The 18,238-nt window shown below is 70.1% G+C and carries 21 protein-coding genes; 2 read left to right on the top strand and 19 right to left on the bottom strand.

Annotated features, from left to right (window positions below):
* Nucleotides 1-155 precede the first annotated feature (155 nt).
* On the bottom strand, nt 156-866 hold the full coding sequence (locus tag Q8Q77_RS13280) for a hypothetical protein (protein ID WP_305584085.1): 711 nt from the start codon (nt 864-866) through the stop codon (nt 156-158).
* A 193-nt stretch (nt 867-1,059) separates the two neighbouring features.
* Between Q8Q77_RS13280 and ppa the strand changes: the two genes are divergently transcribed.
* Nucleotides 1,060-1,611, top strand: a complete 552-nt coding sequence (ppa, locus tag Q8Q77_RS13275; protein ID WP_305584084.1) for an inorganic diphosphatase — start codon at nt 1,060-1,062, stop codon at nt 1,609-1,611.
* On the opposite strand, the gene trmB is transcribed toward ppa, so the two are convergent.
* On the bottom strand, nt 1,608-2,285 hold the full coding sequence (gene trmB, locus Q8Q77_RS13270) for a tRNA (guanosine(46)-N7)-methyltransferase TrmB (RefSeq protein WP_305584083.1): 678 nt from the start codon (nt 2,283-2,285) through the stop codon (nt 1,608-1,610). The two genes, ppa and trmB, sit on opposite strands and share 4 nt — an antisense overlap.
* A gap of 204 nt (nt 2,286-2,489) precedes the next feature.
* Between trmB and Q8Q77_RS13265 the strand changes: the two genes are divergently transcribed.
* Nucleotides 2,490-3,068 carry a GNAT family N-acetyltransferase gene (locus Q8Q77_RS13265; protein WP_305584082.1) on the top strand — a complete coding sequence of 193 codons (579 nt, stop codon included), beginning with the start codon at nt 2,490-2,492 and terminating at the stop codon, nt 3,066-3,068.
* Nucleotides 3,069-3,113: 45 nt separating this feature from the next.
* Here the strand turns inward: Q8Q77_RS13265 and metK are convergent, their stop codons facing one another.
* The 17 genes from metK to Q8Q77_RS13180 all read right to left on the bottom strand — a co-directional run.
* Nucleotides 3,114-4,334 carry a methionine adenosyltransferase gene (metK, locus tag Q8Q77_RS13260; RefSeq protein WP_305584081.1) on the bottom strand — a complete coding sequence of 407 codons (1,221 nt, stop codon included), beginning with the start codon at nt 4,332-4,334 and terminating at the stop codon, nt 3,114-3,116.
* 122 nt (nt 4,335-4,456) lie between these two features.
* Complete coding sequence (locus Q8Q77_RS13255) at nt 4,457-4,870, bottom strand: helix-turn-helix domain-containing protein (protein ID WP_305584080.1); 414 nt, start codon at nt 4,868-4,870, stop codon at nt 4,457-4,459.
* A 56-nt stretch (nt 4,871-4,926) separates the two neighbouring features.
* Nucleotides 4,927-6,483 carry an apolipoprotein N-acyltransferase gene (gene lnt, locus Q8Q77_RS13250; protein WP_371130454.1) on the bottom strand — a complete coding sequence of 519 codons (1,557 nt, stop codon included), beginning with the start codon at nt 6,481-6,483 and terminating at the stop codon, nt 4,927-4,929.
* Complete coding sequence (locus tag Q8Q77_RS13245; protein ID WP_305584078.1) at nt 6,484-7,359, bottom strand: hemolysin family protein; 876 nt, start codon at nt 7,357-7,359, stop codon at nt 6,484-6,486.
* Complete coding sequence (gene ybeY, locus Q8Q77_RS13240; RefSeq protein ID WP_305584077.1) at nt 7,352-7,816, bottom strand: rRNA maturation RNase YbeY; 465 nt, start codon at nt 7,814-7,816, stop codon at nt 7,352-7,354. The genes Q8Q77_RS13245 and ybeY overlap by 8 nt, the downstream gene beginning before the upstream one ends.
* Nucleotides 7,813-8,784, bottom strand: coding sequence for a PhoH family protein (locus tag Q8Q77_RS13235; RefSeq protein WP_305584076.1), 972 nt, complete (start codon nt 8,782-8,784; stop codon nt 7,813-7,815). Before Q8Q77_RS13235 ends, ybeY begins: the two co-directional genes overlap by 4 nt.
* Nucleotides 8,781-10,115, bottom strand: coding sequence for a tRNA (N6-isopentenyl adenosine(37)-C2)-methylthiotransferase MiaB (miaB, locus tag Q8Q77_RS13230; RefSeq protein WP_305584074.1), 1,335 nt, complete (start codon nt 10,113-10,115; stop codon nt 8,781-8,783). Before miaB ends, Q8Q77_RS13235 begins: the two co-directional genes overlap by 4 nt.
* A 57-nt stretch (nt 10,116-10,172) precedes the next feature.
* A complete protein-coding gene (locus Q8Q77_RS13225; protein WP_305584072.1) occupies nt 10,173-10,580 on the bottom strand; it encodes a Fur family transcriptional regulator in 408 nt (135 codons plus the stop codon).
* A 40-nt stretch (nt 10,581-10,620) separates the two neighbouring features.
* Entirely contained in the window at nt 10,621-11,073 is a 453-nt protein-coding gene (locus Q8Q77_RS13220; RefSeq protein ID WP_305584071.1) for a GNAT family N-acetyltransferase, read from the bottom strand.
* Complete coding sequence (tsaB, locus tag Q8Q77_RS13215) at nt 11,070-11,705, bottom strand: tRNA (adenosine(37)-N6)-threonylcarbamoyltransferase complex dimerization subunit type 1 TsaB (protein WP_305584086.1); 636 nt, start codon at nt 11,703-11,705, stop codon at nt 11,070-11,072. Before tsaB ends, Q8Q77_RS13220 begins: the two co-directional genes overlap by 4 nt.
* Complete coding sequence (locus tag Q8Q77_RS13210) at nt 11,705-12,217, bottom strand: hypothetical protein (RefSeq protein WP_305584070.1); 513 nt, start codon at nt 12,215-12,217, stop codon at nt 11,705-11,707. Before Q8Q77_RS13210 ends, tsaB begins: the two co-directional genes overlap by 1 nt.
* A 4-nt stretch (nt 12,218-12,221) precedes the next feature.
* Nucleotides 12,222-12,797 carry a NifU family protein gene (locus tag Q8Q77_RS13205; protein ID WP_305584069.1) on the bottom strand — a complete coding sequence of 192 codons (576 nt, stop codon included), beginning with the start codon at nt 12,795-12,797 and terminating at the stop codon, nt 12,222-12,224.
* A gap of 153 nt (nt 12,798-12,950) precedes the next feature.
* The gene (locus Q8Q77_RS13200) at nt 12,951-13,421 is read right to left on the bottom strand and encodes a GNAT family N-acetyltransferase (protein WP_305584067.1); all 471 of its coding nucleotides are present in this window, start codon (nt 13,419-13,421) and stop codon (nt 12,951-12,953) included.
* 145 nt (nt 13,422-13,566) lie between these two features.
* A complete protein-coding gene (locus tag Q8Q77_RS13195) occupies nt 13,567-14,040 on the bottom strand; it encodes a universal stress protein (protein WP_305584066.1) in 474 nt (157 codons plus the stop codon).
* 43 nt (nt 14,041-14,083) lie between these two features.
* Complete coding sequence (gene trpS / locus Q8Q77_RS13190; RefSeq protein ID WP_305584064.1) at nt 14,084-15,121, bottom strand: tryptophan--tRNA ligase; 1,038 nt, start codon at nt 15,119-15,121, stop codon at nt 14,084-14,086.
* A 143-nt stretch (nt 15,122-15,264) separates the two neighbouring features.
* Entirely contained in the window at nt 15,265-16,890 is a 1,626-nt protein-coding gene (murJ, locus tag Q8Q77_RS13185) for a murein biosynthesis integral membrane protein MurJ (protein ID WP_305584062.1), read from the bottom strand.
* A gap of 51 nt (nt 16,891-16,941) precedes the next feature.
* Nucleotides 16,942-18,238, bottom strand: a 1,297-nt coding sequence (locus Q8Q77_RS13180) for an HD domain-containing protein (RefSeq protein WP_305584060.1), incomplete at its 5' end; no start/stop codon positions are given.

The raw sequence follows: 18,238 nt of genomic DNA, 5'->3' as shown, positions 1-18,238 counted from the left end.
TCCAGGAGCTTTTGATCTTCTGCGGTCTTGCCACGCATAAGCTTGGCCGCTCTCCGGCAACAAAAAAGCGGCCGGGCCGAAGCCTGCCGCTCGTAGGCGCTATCCAGCGCTAACGGACGATGTGGAGGCCTATATAGCGCGGGGCCGGCGGCTTGTCACGGGGTGTCGCCGACCACGAGACGCAGGCGCTCGGTGATCGGCTCGCAGGACGGAGGGGCGGGCCCGTCGAGATCGAAGCGGATCACCGCCTCGTCGGCGCCAAGCGTCAGCACGAGGTCCCCGGCCGCGCCCCGGAAAAGCCGGCCCACGCCGGGCTCGAGGCGCGAGGCGATCTGCCCCGCCGCGACGAACCCCAGAGCTTCCAGGATCGCACCGGACGCCCGCGGATCGGCCGTCCGCAGCCAGACGCGACGTAGGGCCGCGCCCTGCGGGGCGGCGTTCACGGGGTCGTACAGGGGCTGGTCGAAGACCGGCGAGGCCCAGGCCTGGGGACGTGGTCCATATTCGATCACGAAGAGTTGGGTCAGGATCCCCTGCCCACGGCGGAAGGACAGGATCGACCACGGCGAGCCGTCGGTCGCCTCCGCCCATCGGCCGACCCGCACCCCCCAGCCCTGGCGCAGCGCCAGGGCCTCTACGGCGTCGACCTCGCCCCTCAGGCCGAGAAGCACCTGGCCCGCCGGCTGGCCATCCCCGACCTGGTGCAGGTCGACGAAGGCGCCGTCGACGAACCGCACGCCGCGCGCGACCGGGCGGCCTTCCGGCGCGAAGCCGTCCAGGATCGGAAACCCGGTCAGGTCGGAGAGGCGCCGGGTGAGGCGGTCGCGCTGCTCGGTCCAGATCGCCAGGTGGTCGAGAGTCAGCATCGCGTCCTCGGGCTTCCCGAGCATTGCGCCTGGGGCCTGGGCGTCAAGCCGGGGATCGCCCTCGCGGCGGAGGATTTTGCATCAGACCCGGCCAAATCGACGCGACCCGGGCGCCGCGCCCTTTTCCGGAGCGCGCGAATAGTCCACACACCGGCCGCTTCCTTTTTTGTGTTCGGACAAGGTCCTCCTCCCCATGGACATCACCAAGATCCCCACCGGCGTGAACCCGCCCTACGACGTCAACGCCATCATCGAGATCCCGCAGGGCGGCGAGCCGGTGAAGTACGAGCTGGACAAGGAATCCGGAGCGATCTTCGTCGACCGCTTCCTGCACACGGCCATGTACTATCCGGGCAATTACGGCTTCATCCCCCACACCCTGTCCGACGACGGCGATCCGATGGACGTGCTGGTGGTTGGCCCGACCCCGGTGGTGCCCGGCGCGGTGATCCGCGTGCGGCCGATCGGCACCCTGATGATGGTCGACGAAGCCGGCGGCGATGAGAAGGTCCTGGCGGTGCCGGTGGACAAGCTGCACCCGTTCTATGCCGGCGTGGACTCATGGCGCAGCCTGCCGGCTATCCTCACCGAGCAGATCGCCCACTTCTTCCAGCACTATAAGGACCTGGAAAAGGGCAAGTCCGTGGAGATCGTCCGCTGGGCCGATCCGGAAGAGACCGGCGAGCTGATCCGCCAGGGCATCGCGCGCGCCGACGCCGCCGGTAAGGGTTGGACGGGCGGCTAGGCCCGCACGAAGTCGAAGAACACCGGGGCGCAGTCGCCCAGGCGTTTCTCCTCATAGCGGGTTGTGACGTGGTCGGCAGGGGGCGTGCGCCAGTCGTCGGCCGCCTGCGCCGTCCAGTCGAAGTGCGGCGAGGCCAGCACCCGCTCCAGGGCCCAGTCGGCATAGCCCGCTACGTCGGTGGCGAAGCGCAGCCGCGCGCCCGGCTTCATCACTCGCGCCAGGTCCTCCAGCATCTCCGGTTGGACGATGCGCCGCTTGTGGTGGCGCGCCTTGGGCCAGGGGTCGGGGAACAGGATGAACACCCGGGCGAGGCAGGCGTCCGGCAGGTGGGCGACCAGCTCGCGCGCGTCGCCGTCCTGGATGCGGACGTTCTTCAGGCCCTGCTCGGAGACATGGCGCACGGCGCTGGCCACGCCGTTGAGGAACGGCTCGCAGCCGATGATCAGCACGTCGGGCGCGCGGCCGGCCTGGGCGGCCATGTGCTCGCCGCCGCCGAAGCCGATCTCCAGCCAGACCTCGCGGGCCTCCGGCATGAGGTCGCGCGGATCGAACGGCGCCTGGGGCGCGCGGATCTGCGGCAACAGGCTCTCCACCAGGGCGGCCTGCCGCGGTTTGATCGGGCGCGACTTGATGCGCCCATAGGAGCGCATCAGCGGGTGGGCGGTCTCTTCCATGGTCGCCCTCTAGCGCGGTCCCGCCGTCGAGGGAATGCGGTGCGGTTGACCAGGCTAGGCCCGCGCGCCTAGCCTGCGGCCATGTCATCGATTGTGTGATCCGACGCCGCGCAGCGCGCGGACGTCACCGGCCCGACATCGCAGGCGGCGAGACAGCTCGCCGCGCGCGGGCTGCCGCCTCATCAGTCGTTGAAAGCTCCAACCTTGAAAATCATCCCCACGCTCGAAACCGAGCGCCTGCGTATCCGGCCGCTCGTTAGCGGCGACCTCGAGGACTGCCACCGCCTCTATGTCGAGATCGACTGGATCGACCACGAGCTGGACCTGGCGGCCAATCGCGTCCGGCGGGCCTCCTGGCTGGCCTGGACCATCGACAGCTATCGCGAACTGGCCGCCCTTCATCAGCCGCCCTACGGCGAGCGCGCCATCGAACGCCGGGCGGACGGCGCTTTTCTCGGGCTGGTGGGGCTCGTGCCGTCCCTCGCCGCTTTTGGGCAGCTTCCCGCCTTCGGCGGCAGGACGGACGAGCGCGTACGGCCGGAAATGGGGCTGTTCTGGGCGCTGCGGCCGAAGGCGCAAGGCTCGGGCTTCGCGACCGAGGCGGCAACGGCTCTCGTCGGCTATGCCGTGGATGGCTTGCGGGTCGAGCGGCTGGTCGCCACCACCGAGCGGGACAATCGCGCCTCGATCGCGGTCATGCGACGCCTCGGCATGACGATCGAGGAGAACCCGCACCCGACCTCGGACTGGCCGCAGGTCGTGGGCGTGCTGAACCTGGAATAGGAGAAGGCCGCGCGCCCGGCTCCGGGCGCGCGGCCGATCCTTGGACTAGGCGAGACCCTTCAGCTGGTCGACCAGGTCGGTCTTTTCCCAGGAGAAGCCGCCCTCGTTGTCGGGCTGGCGGCCGAAGTGGCCATAGGCCGCGGTGCGGGCGTAGATCGGGCGGTTGAGGCCCAGGTGCTCGCGGATGGCGCGCGGCGTGGCGCCGCCGATCATCTCCGGCAGCGCCAGCTCCAGCTTGGCCGGATCGACCTCGCCGGTGCCGTGCAGGTCCACATAGAACGACAGCGGGTCGGCCACGCCGATGGCGTAGCTGATCTGGATGGTGCACTTGCGCGCCAGGCCAGCGGCCACGACGTTCTTGGCCAGGTAGCGGCAGGCATAGGCCGCCGAACGGTCCACCTTGGTGGGGTCCTTGCCGGAGAACGCGCCGCCGCCGTGGGGCGAAGCGCCGCCATAGGTGTCGACGATGATCTTGCGGCCGGTGATGCCGGCGTCGCCGTCCGGGCCGCCGATCAGGAAGCGGCCGGTCGGGTTGACATGCCACTTGGTCTTCTTGGTCACCAGGCCCGAGGGCAGGACGGCTTCCACATAGGGCTTGATCAGCGCCTGGATGCGCTTGGAGTTGGCGGCGAAGTCGCCGATCTTCTTCTTGTGCTGGGTGGAGACTACGATCTTCAGGATCTCAACCGGCCGGCCGTCCTGGTACAGCACCGTGACCTGGCTCTTGGCGTCGGGCTCCAGGGCCTCGCACTCGCCCGAGTGACGGACCTCGGCCAGGCGCTTCAGGATGTCGTGGGAGAACTGCAGGGTGGCCGGCATGAGCGACGGGGTCTCGTCGCAGGCGTAGCCGAACATGATCCCCTGGTCGCCCGCGCCCTCTTCCTTCTTGTCGGTTGAGTCGACGCCCACAGCGATGTCGGCCGACTGGGCGTGGAGGAAGTTCTGGAACTTCGCCTTCTGCCAGTGAAAGCCCTTCTGCTCGTAGCCGATGTCCTTGACCGCGGCCCGGACCTTGGGTTCCAGGCTGGCGAGGATGTCCTTGGTGAGCTGCTTGTTCTCAGCCTTGGAGGCGCCCGGCTTGCCGGCCCGGACCTCGCCCGCCAGCACGATGCGGTTGGTGGTGACCAGGGTCTCGCAGGCCACCCGCGCCTGCGGCTCGGCGGCCAGGAAGGCGTCGACGACCGTATCGGAAATGCGGTCGGCCACCTTGTCCGGATGGCCTTCGGACACGCTTTCGCTGGTGAAGATGTAGGAGGAACGGCTCAAGACGATAGCTCCGGAAAATGGGCGCAGACCACCACCCCGGGCGATCCGACTGAACGTCGGCGCGAACCTATAAAGGAATCTTTATATCCCGCAAGCGAGACCGGTGGACGCGAGGCTAGGCGTCAGGCCTCGTCGTCTTCCTCGACCATGGCCCTGACCAGGTCCAGGATCCGGCGGCGCACCCGGGAGCGGCGGATGCGCGGAAAGGTGTCGGCGAGCTCCAACCCCTCCGCGGTCAGCAGGAAGGCCTGGGCGGTGGGGCGGCTCTGGGCGCTTTCCAGACCCTCTTCGTCGCCTTGCGGCAGGCCCTCATAGAAGTAGGCGATCGAGGTTTTCAGCGCCCGGGCCATCTCATAGAGCTTCGAGGCCGAGACCCGGTTGGCGGCCCGCTCGTACTTCTGCACCTGTTGGAAGGTCAGGCCGATGGCCTCGGCCAGCTTCTCCTGACTGACGCCCATCTCCTTGCGACGCAGGCGGATGCGCAGACCCACATGCAGGTCGACCGGGTTGGGGGCAGGATCTGTTTCCTTGGCCATGCTTAACCCTAGACGAAGGGAAGGCCGACCGTCAAAAAATTGACTGTTATGTCAGTTCAAGTCGGCCGCTTGGCGCGCGCCCGCGCAAGACTCGCCCCCGAAACGAGCAACATCAGCACAAAACCACCGTCGCCGAACCGCGAGTAGGGGGTCGGCGGCAGCGCCGCGGGCAGCACGGCGTCGATCACGCCTTCCGTACCGAGCCCGAGCTTGGCGAGGGCGCGGCCATGGGCGTCGATCATCGCCGATACTCCGGTAGGGGTGGCCCGCACGATCGGCAGGCCCTCCTCGATGGCCCGGTAGCTGGCGATGTTGAGGTGCTGCAACGGTCCGCTCGCGGCGCCGAACCACGCGTCGTTGGAGACATTGAGCAGCCAGGCGGGGCGAACGCCCGAGCGCCGGGCGGCCTCGGCGGCGAATCCCGGGAACAGGGCCTCGTAGCAGATCATCGGCTGGACAGCAGGCAGGCCGCGCGGGGTCAGCGGTCGGGGCTCGGGGCCCGCCGTGAAGTCCTCGGGCATGTGCACCAGGCTGCGGATCCCCAGCCGGGTGGCCAGGTCGCCGAACGGCAGGAACTCGCCGAACGGCACCAGCCGGTGCTTGTCATAGACCCCGGTCACCTCCAGCCCGCCCGCCTCGCGGCGCAGGGCGATCAGGCTGTTGAAATAGTCGGCTCCGCCGCCCGCCGAGAGCCCGGCGCGGTTGGCGCCCATCAGCAGGGTCTGGCCCGGCGCCAGCGCGCCCGCGAGTCGGTCGACATAGGGACTGCCTGGCGCCAGCAGGTCGTCGATCACCGCCGGCAGCGCCCCTTCCGGCCAGACCACGATGGCCGGCGTCGCGCCGCCCTGCCGGGTCAGGCGGACATAGGTCGCCACGATGGCGTCGAGGTTTTCAGGCTTCCACTTGTCCTTCTGGTCGATATTGGCCTGGACGATGCGCACCTGGAGGCCGCCCGCCGCCGGGGGCTGGGCCAGCCGCGCGACGCCTGCGCCGTAGAGGCCGGCCAGGGCCAGGACGGCGGCGCCCAGGGCCAGGGCGCGCGTCCGCCGCGGGGCGGCGTCGAGGACCAGGGCCGGGGCCGCGGCGATCGCCAGGGTGATCCAGGTCAGGCCATAGACGCCGACCAGGGCCGCGGCCTGGGAGACCGCGCCGCCGGCCGGCCAGGTCTCGCCCGGCAGGTTCCAGGGAAAGCCGGTCAGGACATGGCCGCGCAGCCACTCGGCGCCCGCCAGCAGGCCGGCGAACACCAGCACCCGCGAGGCGCCCCGGGGCGCGAGCCAGCGGTAGGCCAGGGCCGCCAGGCCCCAGAACACGGCCAGGCCGCCCGCCATGAAGAACAGGGCGAAAGGCGCCATCCAGCCCTGGTTGGCGGCGTCCACCTGGAATGGCTCGGTGATCCACCAGACCCCGACGGCGAAGTAGCCGACCCCGGCCAGCCAGCCCCGGAAGAAGGCCGAACGCCGGGGACGCGCCCCCTTCGTCTCGGTCAGGTTCAGCAACAGGGCGTAGCCCAGCAGGCCGGGCAGCAAGCCGAAGGGCGGATGAGCGAACCCCGCCGCCAAGCCGGCGGCGAGCGCCAGCAGGCGCGCGATCCAGGGCGACAGCTTCAGGATCTAGGCCTCGACCACGGCTTCGGGCTTGGCGGCCGGCTTGAACCGCACCCGCTTCACCCGCCGGGGATCGGCGTCCAGGACCTGGATCTCGAAGCCGCCCGGGTGGGCGATCACCTCGCCCCGCTGCGGCACCCGACCGGCCAGGGCCGAGACCAGGCCGCCGACGGTGTCGATCTCCTCGTCAAGGTCGGGGGGCGCCAGGTCGGTGTCCAGGGCCGCCTCGAGCTTCTCAAGCGGCGCGCGGCCGTCGACCTCGAAGACCCCGCCGGGACGCGGGGTGACGCTGGCCACGGCCGCCTCGTCGTGCTCGTCATCGATGTCGCCGACCACCGCCTCGACCAGGTCCTCCATGGTCACCAGGCCGTCGGTCCCGCCGAACTCGTCGATGACCAGGGCCATATGGGTCCGCTCGGCCTGCATCCGCAGCAGCAGGTCGGCGCAACGCATCGAACCTGGCACATAGAGCACCTCGCGGCGCAGCTTCTGCAGGATGAGGGCGGCCGGATCGGGCCGCTTCCCGCGGCCGGCCAGCAGCTTGAAGATGTCCTTGACGTGGATCACGCCCACGGGGTCGTCCAGGCTCTCGCGATAGATCGGCATCCGGCTGTGCTCGGCCTCGGCGAAGCGGGCCACCACCTCGGAGAAGGGGGTCGAGAGCTCGACGGCGACGATGTCGGCGCGCGGCGTCATGACGTCGTCCACCCGCATGGTCTGGAAGGCCGCGGCCTGTTCGACCAGGGCGCCGCCGGCGCCGTTGGGCGCCGGGAGGGTCAGCGCCTCTCCGGCCTTGCCGCGCAGCCTGCGAAAGAAGGCCCGAACGCCGCGGCTCTGCCTGGCGGGTTCGGGCGGTCTGGAGCCGTCGGAAGAGTTAGCCATGGTCTCCCTGTTCGGCGGCATAAGGGTCGGGGACCCCCAGTTCCGCCAGGATGACGCGCTCAAGACCTTCCATCTGGTCGGCCTCGGCGTCGGTCTCGTGATCGTATCCTACTAGATGCAGCACCCCGTGCGCCACCAGGTGCTGAAGGTGGTGGGCCAGGGACTTGCCCTGTTCGGCGCATTCGCGGGCGCAGACGCCGTAGGCCAGGGCCACGTCTCCCAGGTGCCGTTCGGGATTCTGCGGCGCAGGAAAGGACAGCACGTTTGTGGCGCTGTCCTTCTGGCGGAAGCGTGCGTTGAGGTCGCGCACCGTCGGGTCGTCGGTCAGCAGCAGGGTGACCCCGCCCTCGCTGAAGTCGATATGGGCGAGCGTCGCCTGGGCGGCGGCGAGCGCCAGGGCCTCGGCGTCAGGTTCGCCCGCGATCCAGGCCTCGTCCTCAATCTCGATGTCGATCACGGCTTTCGCGCCCGCTGTGCGGCGTCGGCGTCGTAGGCTCGCACGATCCGCTCGACCATCGGATGGCGCACCACGTCCTCCACCGTGAACCGGTTCACGCCAACGCCCTGGACGCCTTCCAATAGGCCAACCGCGTGGGCCAGACCGGAATCGGCGCCGTTCACCAGGTCGATCTGCGAGGGATCGCCGGTCACCGCCATGCGCGAGCCCTCGCCCAGCCGGGTCAGCACCATCTTCATCTGCAGGCGCGTGGTGTTCTGCGCCTCGTCGACGATGACGAAAGCGTGGCTGAGCGTACGGCCGCGCAGGAAGGCGATGGGCGCGACCTCGATCTCGCCCTTGTCGCGCCGGCGGCGGAACTGGTCGGCGCCGAGGATGTCGGTCAGCGCCTCCCAGACCGGCGCCATATAGGGATCGACCTTCTCCGACAGGTCGCCCGGCAGGAAGCCGAGCCGTTCGCCGGCCTCGACGGCCGGCCGGCTGACGATCAGGCGGTCGACCTCACCGCGCAGCAGCAGGCCCGCCCCGTGGGCGACCGCCAGGAAGGTCTTGCCGGTGCCGGCGGGGCCCAGGCCGAACACCAGTTCGCACTTGGCCAGGGCCTGGAGGTAGCGCGCCTGGCCGGGCGTCTTGGGCGCGACCTGGCCGCGCTTGCCGACCGGCAGGCCGCCGCCGCCCGAAACGCTGGAGCCCGCCTTGCCGCCGCCGGTGCGGGCCTGGCCGATGGCCACGCGCACATCGGCCTCGGTCACCTCGTGGCCGGCGTCGGCGCGGGCGGCCAGGGCGGCGATCACCTGCTTGGCGTTGGCGCGCGCCTTGGTGTCGCCGCTGAGCGCCACGCCGCCGCCCGGTGTCTCGACCAGCACGTCCAGCGCGTCTTCGATCAGGGCCGCGTGACGGCTGGAGGTTCCGGCCACGGCGCGCGAGGCCTCGTCGGACAGGGGGATGAACTCGGGGGGCTTGCTCACGCGGGAACCTGTTCCAGGACGCCGGCCAGGCTCATCTTGGCGGCGGCTTCGATACGCACCGGAACGATCTGGCCGATCAGACGATCCGGCCCCTCGGCATGGACCGCCTGCAGATAGGGGCTGCGGCCGGAGAGCTGGCCGGGATGGCGGCCTCTCTTCTCGAACAGCACCGGCAGCACTTGGCCGACCTGGCTCAGGTTGAAGGCCCTCTGCTGCTCGTCCAGCAGAGCGTTGAGCCGGGCCAGGCGCTCGTCCTTGACCGCCTCGGCCACCTGGCCGGGCATGGCCGCGGCCGGGGTGCCGGGGCGGCGGGAATATTTGAAGCTGAAGGCCGTGGCGTAGCCGACCTCGCGAACCAGGTTGAGCGTCGCCTCGAAGTCGGCGTCGCGCTCGCCGGGGAAGCCGACGATAAAGTCGCCGGACATGGCTATGTCGGGGCGCGCGGCGCGGATCTTCTCCACCAGCCGCAGATAGCTGTCAGCGGTGTGGGCGCGGTTCATGGCCTTGAGGATCTTGTCGGACCCCGCCTGCACCGGCAGGTGCAGATAGGGCATGAGCTGCGGCAGTTCGGCATGGGCCGCGATCAGGGCCTCGTCCATGTCGGCCGGATGGCTGGTGGTGTAGCGGATCCGGTCCAGGCCCTCGATCTTGGCCAGCCGCCGCGCGAGACCGGCCAAGCCCCCCTCTCCGGTATAGGCGTTGACGTTCTGGCCCAGCAGGGTGACCTCGCGGACCCCCTGTTCGGCCAGGCTGCTGGCCTCGGCCAGGATGGTCTCCACCGGCCGCGACCACTCCCCACCGCGCGTGTAGGGCACCACGCAGAAGGTGCAGAACTTGTCGCAACCCTCCTGCACCGTGAGGAAGGCGGTGACCCCGGTTGGGCGGCGCTCGGTCGGCAGCGCGTCGAACTTGGCGTCGGCGGCGAAATCGGCCGCCAGCCGCTCGCCCCGCGCCCGGTGGGTGCGGGCGATTAGTTCGGGAAGCTGGTGATAGGCCTGGGGCCCGACCACCAGGTCCACCGCCGGCTGGCGCAGCATGATCTGCTCGCCCTCGGCTTGGGCCACGCAGCCGGCGACGGCGATCACCATGTCGGAGCCGGCCGCGCGGCGCTCCAGCTTCATGGCCTTGATGTAGCCGAGCTCGGAATAGACCTTCTCCGTGGCCTTTTCGCGGATGTGGCAGGTGTTCAGCACCACCAGGTCGGCGTCCTCGGGACGCTCGGTCATGGCGTAGCCCAGCGGGGACAGCACATCGGCCATGCGCTCGCTGTCATAGACGTTCATCTGACAGCCGTAGGTCTTGATGAAGAGGCGCTTGGTGGGGGCGGACATGGCCGAGTTTATGGGGCTGTGGATAGTTGGGCGCAAGGCGGAGACCCGCGATGAGCCCTACTCCTCGATCGGCACGCCGTAGAGCTCCAGCCGGTGATCCACCAGCTTGTAGCCGAGCTTGTGGGCGATGGCCTCCTGCAGGGCCTCGATCTCCTCGTCGACGAATTCCACCACCTTGCCGGACTTCATGTCGATCAGGTGGTCGTGGTGGATCTCGGTCGCCTCCTCATAGCGCGAGCGGCCGTCTCGGAAGTCGTGCCGGGCGATGATCCCGGCCTCCTCGAACAGCCGCACCGTGCGGTAGACCGTGGCGATGGAGATGTGCGGGTCCACCTCGTGGGAGCGGCGATAGAGCTCTTCCACATCGGGGTGGTCATGGGCCTGCGACAGCACGCGCGCGATCACGCGGCGCTGCTCGGTCATGCGCATGCCCTTTTCGATGCAGAGATTCTCGATCCGGTCCACGAACGGCTCCTGGCGACTTGGTGCGCGCAAGATAGAGCGCCTAGGCCGAGGGGCCAAGGTCGAGACGCATCACCACCGCATTGGCCGGTGGATTTGGTCCGCGGTCGTAGTATCCGCGCCGCAGCCCGACCTCCTGGAAACCCGCCTTGGCGTAGAGCCCGCGCGCCGCGGCGTTGTCGTGGGCGACCTCCAGGAACAGGGTCTGGGCCCCGGCCATCCGCGCAGCGCCTGTGGCCGCCTCCACCAGGGCCAGGGCCAGGCCCCGGCGGCGGGCGGCGGGATCGACGGCCAGGGTGAGGATCTCGGCCTCCCCGGCTACGGCGCGGCAGAGGATGAAGGCCAGGGGTTCGGCCTCCTCGATCAGCAGGGCGAAGCCGCCCGGACCATCCAGCAGTCCCGCGATCTCCGACGCCGCCCAGCCGCCGGAAAAGGCGCGCCCATGCACCCCGGCCAGGGCGTCGGCCTCATGGCCCCAAGCGCCGCGCAGCCTCACGGCGGCGGCAGCCTGCCGCCCGGCAGCCGGGCGTCGGGCGCGCGCAGATAGAGCGGGCGGGGCGGGACCTCGGCCTTGGCGGCCGCGAGGCGTCCCACCGCCCCGGGATCGGCGTGGTCGGCGGCGAGGACGAGGGCCGACGGGGTCATGTCGGCGAATAGGCCCGCGCCGGAGCCGATCAGGATATCGGGGAGGAACTCCGCCACCCGCGCCGCGGCGGTCTCGATGGGCAGGGCGTCGGGCGCGCTGACCGCGGCGCCGTCGGCGAAGGCCTGGAGGTAGACCTGGCCGCGCTTGGCGTCGAGCACCGTCAGCACCCGGCCGGGGGAGCCGGCGGCCAGGGCCTCCAGCGTGCCCACGGCCACGACGGGAATCGAGAGCGCCTGGCCGATCCCCTTGGCGAAGGCCAGCCCCACCCGCAGGCCGGTGAACGAGCCCGGCCCCACGGTGACGCCGACGCGGTCGAGGCGGTCGAAGGCGATCCCGGCCTGCGCCATCACCTCGGCGACCAGCGGCGCCAGGCGTTCCTGATGTCCCCGCGCCATGGGCTCGACCCTGGCGGCCAGCACCCGATCGCCGTCCAGCACGGCCGCCGAACAGGCGCCGAGGCAGGTGTCGAGGGCGAGGACGATCACGGCCGGGTCGGGCCCCAGCAGGGCTCCAGCGCCTTGGCCGTGCGTTCGGCCCAGGCGGCCAGGGGTCCTGCCGTGGTCCGCAGCTCCATGCCGGCGGAGGGGCCGCTGCGCGTCCAGCGGACATCGGTCGACCAAAGGAGATAGCTGGTGTCGTCGCGGCCGCCCGACGGCGGCGAGGCGCGCGGCGCCCTGATGCGGGGGGCCGGCACGCGCTCCAGCGCCGCCAGGGCGGGAGCCAGTTGCGGGCAGGTCTTCGAGGTCGTCCAGCCGATGGTCGTCACGCCGTCGCGCACGCCCACGCGCCGCGCCAGCAGGTCGCCCGCCGCCGTGGGATAGACGCCAAGACCGAAGGTCGCGCCGCGGGCGCGATAGACGGCCAGCGCCAGGGCCGGCGGCTGTCCGTCCACCCGCGCGCCCTTCAGCACCGGCCAGTCGTCCTCGTCGGCCAGGCATGGCGTGGCGAACGCCGCGGCCGCCAGCGATAGAAGAAGAATTCGCCCCCGGCTCACAGGTCTAGAGCGTCTGCTCGACCCGGGTCACTTCGGGCACATAGTGCTTGAGCATGTTTTCCACGCCGGCCTTGAGCGTCGCCGAGGAGGATGGGCAGCCCGAGCAGGCGCCGCGCATGTGCAGCCACACCACGCCCGTGTCGGGCTCGAAGCGGTTGAACAGGATGTCGCCGCCGTCCTGGGCCACGGCCGGGCGGATGCGGGTGTCCAGCAGTTCCTTGATCTCGGCCACCACCTGGGCGGTCTCACCGTCATAGACCTGGTCGTCGTGGCCGCCGGCGTCGTCGCCCTCGCTGGCCGAGAACAGCGGCCGGCCCGAGGTGAAGTGATCCATGATCGCCGCCAGGATCGGCGCCTTCAGATGCGGCCAGTCGACCTGCGCGTCCTTGCCGACGGTGACGAAGTCGGTCCCGAAGAACACCCGGGTCACGCCCTCGACGCCGAACAGGTCGGTGGCCAGCGGCGAGGCCTCTGCTTCCTCGGCGCTGCGGAAGTCCCGCGAGCCCTCGGCCATGATCTCACGGCCGGGCAGGAACTTCAGGACCTCGGGGTTCGGGGTGACTTCGGTCTGGATGAACATGTGGGAGATGTGGCGCTTTGGAGCGGGAATCGCAAGCTTGGCGGCGTCTGCGGCGAGGGCTGGAGCCTATGAGCCCGGCCTCAACGCTTGAACGCGCCGACCCCGGCCGAAAAGCGGCAGGACGCCCAGGGGGGCTTTCGACCGTTGCGGACATTACTGTCGTGGCGTCACGGTCTTTTCCATAAAGACGCTCAGGGGATCTTCGGCGTATTCGCCGAAGGGGCCTCGCTCGTTGAAGCCCTGACCTCGATAGAGGGCTATCGCGTCGGGTTGAAGCGCGCCGGTTTCAAGCATCAACTTGGGACATCCATGGCGCCGGGCCTCAGTTTCGATCACCTGCACCAGCCGGCGCCCCAGGCCCTGTCCGCGAAACTCCGCACGAAGGTAGAAACGCTTCAGCTCACCAAAGCCGGAGCGCACCACTAGCGCGCCGCAACCGACAAGTTCGTCAGCATTGCGGATCGCAATGAAGACCAGCGCCTTTTCCTCGAGGTCGACCGGGCGTGCGTTGCGATCTTCCTCGGCATAGAGGCGATCAAAATACCCGTCTCGCTCCAGCAGCAGTTCGGCAACGCCGTCGCTCGTCGGAAGCTCGACACCAATACGAAATTCGCCCGCTGACATGCTCGCTCCCTCGTCCGACTGACAGGGTATGACGCCGTGGCGAGGTCCGGAACCCACCCTTCTCAGGCTTTCGGAGCGTCGGCTTGCCTGCAGGTTCGCGTGTGAGGTCCCACACTCGCGCATTTGGGTGTTGGGAGCGCCCGACCTAAGCCAGATCCGCGATCTCGTCGTCGGTCAGGTCGCCCGGGACCACGGTGACCGGGACCTTGCGGGTCCCCCACTTGACGCCTTCCTTGGCGATGGAGGCGACCAGGGGGCCGGGACCCCGTCCGCCCACCGCCGCGGCCAGGACCAGGATCTTGATGGCCGGGTCTTCGGAGATCACCTTGCGCAGGGCCGCGCGGGTGTTGTCAGCGTCCAGGATGATGAACTCCGGCGCCATGCCGGACTGCTCCACCACGTATTCGGCCATCTTCTGAAGCGCCTGCTCGGCCTCCTCGCGGGCCTGGCGCTCGATCTCGTCGCGCACGCCGCTCCAGTGTTCGAACACGGCCGGCTCGATGACCCGCAGCAGGGCCACGTGCCCGCCGGTGGAGCGCGCGCGGCGACAGGCGAAGCGCAGGGCCGCCTGGAACTCCGGGCTGTCGTCGGCGATGACGAGGAACTTGCGCTGGCTCATGGGGCGACGGTGGCGCGCGGGGCGGCCTCGCGCAAGCCTCGGCTCAGCTTCCCCAGTAGCCGACGATCTTCTTCACCTCGGCGAGCGTCGGCGCCGCGGCCTCCCGCGCCTTTTCCGCGCCCGCGGCCAGGACGGCGTCGATCTCGGTCGGATCGGCCATCAGGCGTCGCATTTCGCCGCTGATCGCGCCGAACTTGGCCACCGCCAGGTCGGCCAGCAGCGGCTTGAACGACTGTCCGAAGCCCTGGCCGGTGAACTCCGTCAGGACATCGGCCGCCGTCCGCTCGGCCAGGGCGGCGTAGATGCCGATCAGGTTCAACGCCTCGGGCCGGTCCTTCAGCTCCTCCAGGGTGGCGGGCAGCGGGTCGGGATCGGTCCGCGCCTTGCGGATCTTCTGGGCGATGGTGTCGGCGTCATCCAGCAGGTTGAGCCGCGAATTGTCCGAGGGGTCGGACTTGCTCATCTTCGCCGAGCCGTCGCGCAGGGACATGATCCGCGCGCCCGGGCCTTCGGTCAGGGCCTCGGGCAGCGGGAAGAACCCCGGGGCGTCGAAGTCGTGGTTGAACTTCTGGGCGATGTCGCGGGTCAACTCCAGGTGCTGCTTCTGGTCGTCGCCGACCGGCACGTGGGTGGCCTTGTAGATCAGGATGTCGGCGGCCTGGAGCACCGGATAGGTGTAGAGCCCGACGCTCTCGCGCTCCTTGTGCTTGCCCGCCTTGTCCTTGAACTGGGTCATCCGGTCCAACCAGCCGAGCCGGGCCACGCAGTTGAGCACCCAGGCGAGCTGGGCGTGCTCGGGCACCGCCGACTGCGGGAAAATGGTGGCCTTCTTGGGGTCAAGGCCCGAGGCCAGATAGGCTGCGGCGATCTCGCGGACCTGGGAGGCCAGGAGCTTGGGGTCCTGCCACACGGTGATGGCGTGCATGTCGGCGACGAAGATGAAGGTGTCCATTTCGTGCTGCAGGCGGGTGAACTTCACCAGGGCGCCGAGATAGTTGCCCAGGTGCAGGGCGCCGGAGGGCTGCACGCCGGACAGCACGCGGTTGGGGCCCGAATAGGCGGGAGGGGCTTGGTCGGTCATGGGGTCAGGCTTCGAATTGGAGGACAGCGAGGCGCGACGTCGCGCGCCGGGAAGGCGGGGTCAGGCGCGGCGCCATCGCCAAGTGTTTCGTCCGTGAGCCATGGGCTTGCGAATAAGGCTTCGCGAGAGCCCCGGCAAGCCTGTCAGAGGTCGGTGGGGACCGGGGCGTCGCCCGCGCGGCGACGCAGGGCGGCGCGAATCTCGCTGGGGGTGATGCCGCGAAAGGCCACCAGCAGCAGGCCATAGACCGCCACGCCCAGCGCGCTTACCGACAGGACGGCGATCTCCTTGGGCCCCAGGCCGATCATGCGGAAACCCGCCAGGGGCGCCTCGAGCGCCGCCCGTTCGTGGGAGGCGAAGGCCAGCAAGCCGCCGAACACCGCGCTGGCGGCCAGGATGCGGGCGATGCGGTTCCAGGCCTTCAGGGTCGGCGAATAGTCGCCGCGCTTGGCCAGCAGCAGCACCATCTGCACCACGTTGAGCCAGGCCGCCGCGCTGGTGGCCGCGGCTATCCCCTGCACCCCGACGACCTGGAAAAGCGCCACGCCCAGCACGATGTTCACCGCCACCGAGATCAGGCCGAAGCGCATCGGCGCCTTGGTGTCCGACCGCGCGAAGAAGGCGGGCTGCAGCACGCGGGCCAGGACGAAGGCCGGTACGCCCCAGCCGTATTGCAGCAGGATCTGGCCAGTCTGGCGGGCGTCCTCCACGGTGAAGACGCCGCGCGTGAACAGCCCGTCGATCAGGAAGAAGGGCATGGCCACCAGGGCCGCGGCGGCCGGGGCGGTGAGCGCCAGGGCGAAGATCACCGCCTGGTCGGTGGCGACCTGGGCGTCCTCATGGTCGTCGGACTGGATGGCGCTGGACAGCCGGGGCAGCAGGGCCACGCCGACCGCCACGCCGATCAGGCCCAGCGGGAGCTGGTAGAGCCGCGCGGCGACCTCGGTCCAGGCCCGGCCTCCGGCCACCTGGGAGGCCAGGATGCCGGAGATGAAGATGTTGATCTGCACGGCGCTGGCGGCGATGGCGCCGGGGATGGCCATGCTGATCAGCGATTTGATCTCCGGCGTCAGCTTGGGCCGGCGAAGCGTGATCCGCGCGCCAGTCTTCTTGGCGCCCCACCACAGGAGGCCCGCCTGCAGCACGCCGGCGATCGGGATGCCGACTGAGGCCGCGGTGGCCGCCTTGACCGGATCGTCCTGGGGCAGGACGGCGGCCAGCATCACCACGTTGAGGATGGTCGGGAAGATGCCGGTGACGATGAACCGGCGATGGGCGTTGAGCACGCCCGACAGCAGGGCCGCGATCGCCATGCAGGGCAGGTAGGGCATGCTGATCTGGGTCAGCACGATGGCCAGCTTGAACTTGGCCGGGTCGTCGGCGTACCCCGGATTGATGGCGTACATCAGCCACGGCATGGCCAGCTGGGCCGCCAGGGTCAGGACGATGGTGGCCGCCGCGAGGGTGGCCATGGCGTCCGAGGCGATCCGGTCTGCGTCCGCCTGGCCCTCGCCTCCGCGCGTGCGGGTGTAGGCCGGCACGAAGGCCGAGGTGAAGGCGCCCTCGGCGAAGATCCGCCGGAACAGGTTGGGGAACGAGAGCGCCGTATAATAGGCGTCGGCGGCGATGGTGGCGCTGGCCCCCAGCCGCGCGGTCAGCACCAGGTCGCGCGCCAGCCCCAGGAAGCGGCTGACCAGGGTCAGGCCCGACAGCACCAGCGAGGAGCGGATCAGGCCGCTCTTGGGCGGAGGGGATGGCGGGGCGGTCACGAGCGTTTGTGTGCGCCGAGCCCGGCGCCAGGGTCAAGCCGCCGCGTGGCCCTACCGCGCGACGCTGGCGCGGGCCTTCTGGATGTTGGCGCGCGACTTGGGCGTGGCGGCCGCTTCGACCTCTTCCAGGGAAGCCATGAGCTGGGCCTTGAGCGTGATCATCTTCTTGGCGTCGGTCAGCTTCTTGCCGTCGGCCTCGACCACATAGAAGGCGTCGACGGCGCGCTCGCCATAGCCGTCGATGTGGGCCGACAGGATCGACAGTCCCGCCTCGGAGATGTTGCGCGCCAGCGCCACCAGCAGGCCCGGCCGGTCGCGGCCGGAAGCCTCCACCACCGTCGAGGCCTCGGAGGCTTCATTGTCCAGCATCACGGTCGGCGTGATCGTGAAGGCCGCCGCGCGGCCGAAGTCGGCGACCCGGCGCGGCTCGGCCTTGCTGGCCTCGCCCCGGCCGGCGGCTTCTAGCGTCTGGGCCAGCTTGGTCAGCACCCGGGGATTGTCGTCCCCGTAGGGCTTGCCGGTGACGTCTTGCACAAAGAACACGTCCAGCGCCTGGCCCTGGCGGGAAGTGAAGACCCGCGCGCCCACCACATTGGCGCCGGCCCCGGTGATGGCGGCGGCAAGGTCGACAAACAGCCGTTGGCGGTCGGTCGCGGCGACCACCACTTCCGAGGCGTTCAGCCCGGGCCGGATGTGGCCCTCGGCCGCGGCGCCGCCCGCCTGGGCGGCGCGGCGGCCAAGCTCAGCGTGGGTCAGGATCTCGGCGTCGGTGAAGGAGGTGAAGTAAGCGTCCTCCATGGACGTGGCCCAGGCCTCCGACGAGGGGTCGGCGCCGATCAGCCGCACGCGGGCGTCATAGGCGGCGTTCTCGTGATAGCGGCGGATGGCGGCGGCGGCGTCCGAGCCGCGTCCGCCGCGGAACACCGCTTCGGTGGCGCCGTAGAGCTCGCGCATGAGCTGGCCCTTCCAGCCGTTCCAGACGCCCGGGCCCACCGCGCGGATGTCGGCCACGGTCAGGACCAGCAGCAGGCGAAGCCGTTCCGGCGTCTCCACGATGCGAGCGAAGTCGGCCACGGTGCGCGGGTCGGAGACGTCGCGCTTCTGGGCGTAGTCGCTCATCACCAGGTGATGCTCCACCAGCCAGGCCACCATCTCGATGCGCTTGCGGTCCAGGCCCAGCCGCTCGCAGGCCTGGCGCGCGGCCCGCGCCCCGGCCTTCTCCTGGCCGCCCGCCCCGCCCTTGCCGGTGTCGTGCAGCAGCATGGCCAGGAACAGGGCCTCGCGGTCGTCGATCAGCGGCATGATCGCCGTCGACAGCGGATGGTCCTCGGCGAACTGGCCGTTGGCG

This window comes from Phenylobacterium sp., assembly GCF_030698145.1.
GTDB lineage: Bacteria > Pseudomonadota > Alphaproteobacteria > Caulobacterales > Caulobacteraceae > Phenylobacterium.
This window is presented reverse-complemented; position numbering and strand designations above follow the sequence as displayed.